The 417-nt window shown below is 69.1% G+C and carries 1 protein-coding gene; it reads left to right on the forward strand.

Annotated elements, in window-relative coordinates:
• A partial coding sequence (locus EAD98_RS30795; protein ID WP_255421203.1) for an SRPBCC family protein occupies positions 1 to 417 on the forward strand: 417 nt, incomplete at both ends.

The raw sequence follows: 417 nt of genomic DNA on the forward strand, positions 1-417 counted from the left end.
GCTGGGCCACGACTTCGCGGCGATTGGGGGCGACGAGGCCAAGACCGGCTGGATCGAGTCGGTGGTGGACCTCAACAGCGGTGCCGAGCTGGCCGGCCTCAAGACCGCCGCCGAGCTCGCCGACCTCGACGAGCTCCTGTTCACCTTCGACGACACCGTGCGGATCCGGGGCACCGCCGAGGCGGTGTACGACTATCTGTACCGCGCCGATCTGTGGCCCGAGCGGCTGCCGCACGTGGCGTCGCTGCACCTGGTCGAGGACGAGCCGGGCCTGCAGGTGATGGAGATGGACACCAAAGCGCCGGACGGCAGCACGCACACCACCAAGTCGGTCCGGATCGGCTTCCCGCGCCGGAAGATCGTCTACAAGCAGACCGTGCTGCCGAATGCCATGGCGGCGCACACCGGCAGCTGGCT

The organism is Micromonospora sp. CV4 (assembly GCF_003667455.1).
In the GTDB taxonomy this organism is placed as follows: Bacteria; Actinomycetota; Actinomycetes; order Mycobacteriales; family Micromonosporaceae; genus Micromonospora.